Below are 4740 nucleotides of genomic sequence, written 5' to 3' on the forward strand. Positions count from 1 at the left end.
CAAATTCGGCTGGGACCTCGTTGGTCCCGCCTCCAGCGGCAAACCGGGCTATCGCAGCTATCGTCACACCTGCGGACAGACGCAGGACATTATGGTCGGCAACATGCTCTGGGGCGATTGCGCCTGTTCGGGCTGTAATCTTGGCAGAACGGCGCGGCCTTCCCACATCTACATTTTTCGGATTGATCTTCCTGGACGACCCGTTCTCAAGCTCGGCTACAGCGCACGTCCGGCAAAGCGCCTCCGGCACCAGCTGAGCATCGACAAAGGCATCACCACGGAGGTGCTGCGTGTCGTGAACCTGCCGACCGGACACGACGCCCGGGCAGAGGAGGAACGCGCGCACAGGACGCTCACCGCGCAGTTTCCGGACATGGTTTTGGCCAAGGCCGAGTATGGCGATGCCATCAACGTCACCCGCGAGATCTACCGCCCCGAGGCAGCCCCCTTCATCCACCGCCTCCTCGACGAGATCGAAACGCGCTTTCCCGATACCAACAGTCAGGTTCCAGACATCGCCGCCTGATCTCTCTTCTCTCCCCTTATTCATTGAACAAAAGGAGGCATGCCAATGCCCCACCATTCCATCGTGCGCGACAGCGCAACTCCCGCCTTCACTCTCGACCTGATGCAGAGTCTCCTCCGGCACGTCTATGTCGAGAACCACCGGCGGACCAATACCCCTGCCCGGTTTGCTCCTTCCAAGCACCCCTTCGATGACGACAATGACGACGACTTGATGGATTTTCCGGATACGCCCGAAGACGTCCCCACCCTGCCCTCATACCAGACCACGGCCGCTGACAATCTCGGACCCGAAGAGATTGCGGAGTGGCAGTCGCGCGGCATTGACCCCTATGCCACCGCAGCCGATGGCGCTAACCGCCTCCAGCAGGCAAAGCTGCCGCTGACCCGTTTGATCTTTGCCGCACGCTTTGCGGCCATCTTCAATACGCCAGAGATGGCGCGGTCTCTTGTGTCACCACAAGCTGTTACGCTGCTGTCTATTCCCGACGATGCAGAACGCGAGCTCTTCTTCGAAATGTTCTCAGACATCTTGGAACAGACCGCACAGGCCCTTGATGAGGCAGGCATCTACTTACATGGCATCACTGTTGCGGAGCTTCCGAATGTTCAGGCCGCATCAAGCCATCGCGGCCGCAAGGAGTTCAACGACAAGGTTGACCGGCTGATCGCTAAAGGGAACAACGTGATCGTTGTCGCAAGAACCCGCGATGATCTGCCGCGCAGCGGGCAGCTGCTATGCACGCGGACTGCTACCTTGCCCCCAGTCACGGGCGATATGGTCATCGAGATTTTGCGGCAGACCCATTCCATCACCGGAAAGCTGTCAGACGTCGCGATCCGCGGTCGCTTCCCCAACGACGCTGCCTTGCAAGAATTGCCCATGCCGCTGGTCAAAAGCGCGTTTGCAGAGCAGACCACGCTTGAGGTTGCAGATCGCCTCCTCGCACTGACCCGTCGCCTCGACACAGGCAACGTGGCGCGCGGCCCCTCTCTTGATGCCATCTATCTCCCGCCCCAAGCGCAACAGGACATGAAGCATCTCCTCAGTGACCTCGGCCAGTGGCAGGCAGACAATCTTCCTTGGTCGGAGGTCACGTCATCGGTGCTCCTCTACGGCCCTCCCGGAACCGGCAAAACGCTTCTCGCCCATGCCCTCGCCGGCTCTGCCGGTATCCCGCTCATCGCCACCAGCTACGGTATCTGTCAAAAAGCAGGCCATCAGGGAGATTTTCTTCGGACATTATCCGAGAGCGTAGAAAAGGCGATCGCCTGTGTCCCCTGCGTGTACTTCATCGATGAGCTGGACTCATTTTCCAAACGATCTGTCTCTCACCGGAACTCCGGCTATGTCGCCGCAATCGTCAACGCCCTGCTCGAGCACCTCACAACCCTCAATAACACTGCTGGTGTTATTGTTCTCGGCGCAACAAATCTGCCCGAGAACGTGGACCCTGCAATCATCCGCCCCGGGCGTTTTGATCGGCGTACGGCGTTGGAGAACCCCAACCGCGCAGGGATCAAACGGATCTGCGAGATTGAGCTGGGCGCAACTGCTCAGGATCTCGATCTTGCAGCTGTCGCCGACCGTCTTCTTGGTATGTCAGGCGCGCAGGTCGCGGCCGTCGTCCGCGACGCACGGGGCAACGCCCGTCATAACAACACGACGCTCGGCAACCAGCACCTCCACGCAGCTGTCGACCATGTTGCCCCCGAGGGACGCCAAGAGGATTTGCATCGCATCGCTATCCATGAAGCTGGCCATGCCGTTGTAGCACATATTCTCGGCCTACCCTTGCCCGACATGGTGCGCATTACGGCCCGCGGTGGGGCCTATCTCGGCAAGATCCCCTTTGCCGCGACAAAGAAAAACGTCTGTGACCAGATCGCCGTCACCCTGGGGGGCCGTGCCGCAGAAGCCGTCCTTCTCGGATCAGTCTCAACTGGCGCAGAATGCGATCTGGCGCAGGCCACAGAGCTCGCGTTCAAAGCAAGATATTCATGGGGTCTTTATGCAAACAACCTGCTCTCCCTCAGTTCCGTGAAGCTGGCGCAGCTCGACCCCCTCGCCCCCCTCGGATCAGTCGTGAACGCCGACATCAAAGGTTACTATCTGCGTGCGAAAGAAATCGTTGAGGACAACGCAAAACTGATCCAGCATGTCGCCAACGCGCTCTTGGAACAGCGTGAAATGGATGGGCAAGCTCTGAAAGGGGCCCTTATAGACCACCTCATCATGGACGAAAGACAACCAACATCAGCTTCAACTGGTTAAGCTAAGGCTTGAGAGGCTACGATGTCAGCAGACGGGTTCACTCCGGCTTTTCGAAGGTCGCGAATGAACCCGCTATCAAGCCTCGTATATCTCGACCATGTTGTTTTATGCGGCGATACAGGCATTGCCTAAAATACCCGAAATATTATTTCTCAAAAAAATTACAGTGAGTTAACGAACGCTCATAAATAGCCTTTCCGGCCATTTATTGGACCAATATTGCGATTTTTCTCGGTTGGTTCGGCGCCACTGAGTATTTTGAATTTCGAGATCCGGGGGGATCACCGCCAACCAAAACAAGAAACCAAAAATACAATGGTAACAAAACCAAACGTACGTCACCCGTCTCCCAAGGCCATTGCGGAATGTCTGAGCCTTGCTGCATCCCAGCGCGGGGGGGAAGGCTCATGAATCGCCTTTTGTCACCTCAAGAGGCTGCAGACCGACTGGGTATTTGCACCAAGACCCTGCGAGAGTGCCGCTCGCTGGGCCTCAGATGCGTTCGTGTTACCCGCAACGCGATCAAATACCGACCAGATCACATCGAAGATTATATAAAGGCCCGTACCGAATGCCATTCAGAACAAAGAAAACCCGCGTCTATCAATACGACATCGTTGTCAAAGGTTGTCGCTTTCGAGGATCTTGTGGCACCGAAGACTACGAAGAAGCGAAAGCTGTAGAAGCTCAGATCAGAGCAGATGCCAAGACTCGAAGAGCGGCCGGTGGTTCGTATACCCTGGCAGAAGCCCTTGGTACCTATCACAGGGACAAGATGATCGGTACGCCTTCTGAGAGTACCAATGCAGGGCAATGTCGCGCGATCCTAAAGCTCATGGATGGCAAACAGAAAATCGCGCAGATGACAGATGCAGATATCCTGATGTATGTCGCCAAAGATCGAGAGAACTGCGAGAACGCGACGGTCAACCGACGTTTGCAAATGTTGGGCCGCGCGATCCGCCACATCGGCAAATTTTACAAAGCCGAGATTCCGACACTTGAACTGAAAGCTGCTGAAACAAAAGAACCCCGCGAAATTGTGCGTGAACTATCTCTTGATGAGCAGGAACGATTGTTCCATGCCCTGCCTCATGAATATCACCCGCTCGTCTGCTTTGCACTGATGACAGGCGCGCGGGTTGCTACCATCACCAATTTGCGCTGGTCCGACATTGACCTCGTAAACGGTGAAATGACATTTCGGCTCAAAGGGGACGAGTTGATGACGTTCCCGATCAACCGAGAGGTAGCTGCACTCCTTTCCGCTCTGCCCCGCTCGAATGTCTTGCGCTACCGCGGGCATGTTTTCACCCGCCTGAATAAGCAAACCTTGGATCGCCAACCGATCGACCCACACGGCGGCATTATGCCCACCGCATTCCGCAAAGCTCTACTTGAAGCTGGGATTGAGGATTTTCGGTTTCATGATCTAAGGCACACTTTCGCCACCCGACTGCTTCGCAAGACGCAGAACATAAAGCTTGTGTCAAAGTTGCTGGGCCATTCCAGCATCGAGACGACAACCAAATACGCCCATGTCTTAGTGGACGATCTGCGCGATGCTTTGGACGGATATTCTGTGCTTGGAGATGGCCCAAAAATCACCGGCTCCCAGAATAAATCCCAGAACAGATAACTAATGCAAATAAAAGCAATAGGTTATACCCTAACCCCTAATGCTTCCCAAGCTTTAGTTACGAGTTCGATTCTCGCTACCCGCTCCAATTAACCCCACAACACCCTGATATTTTTATTAAGAATAGGCAGGCCGCATAGCAACCCGCCCAAATACCCGTCAACAGTAAAACGCTTGGACTGTGGCGCTAGTTTCGGTGCTGGTCTGTTTGCTAACCACACGTTCTAATACTGCAATCTTCTCGATCAGATCGCACATCGTTTCGATAGCCATGTCGATCAGACACCCCCCGCCGTTGTCA

At 55.5% G+C, this 4740-nt stretch carries 3 protein-coding genes and 1 pseudogene; all 4 read left to right on the top strand.

The genetic code is table 11. From position 1 onward, the window contains the following. Positions 1 to 526: pseudogene (locus ABYT07_RS18960) on the top strand (hypothetical protein); the annotation flags it as partial. Between the two features lie 45 nt (positions 527 to 571). Then, on the top strand, positions 572 to 2800 hold the full coding sequence (locus tag ABYT07_RS18965; RefSeq protein WP_372993585.1) for an AAA family ATPase: 2229 nt from the start codon (positions 572 to 574) through the stop codon (positions 2798 to 2800). Between the two features lie 407 nt (positions 2801 to 3207). Continuing rightward, entirely contained in the window at positions 3208 to 3483 is a 276-nt protein-coding gene (locus ABYT07_RS18970; protein ID WP_372993586.1) for a helix-turn-helix transcriptional regulator, read from the top strand. Then, positions 3372 to 4439 carry a tyrosine-type recombinase/integrase gene (locus tag ABYT07_RS18975; RefSeq protein ID WP_372993587.1) on the top strand — a complete coding sequence of 356 codons (1068 nt, stop codon included), beginning with the start codon at positions 3372 to 3374 and terminating at the stop codon, positions 4437 to 4439. Before ABYT07_RS18970 ends, ABYT07_RS18975 begins: the two co-directional genes overlap by 112 nt. Positions 4440 to 4740 lie beyond the last annotated feature (301 nt).

Source organism: Sulfitobacter sp. (assembly GCF_041552635.1).
In the GTDB taxonomy this organism is placed as follows: Bacteria; Pseudomonadota; Alphaproteobacteria; order Rhodobacterales; family Rhodobacteraceae; genus Sulfitobacter.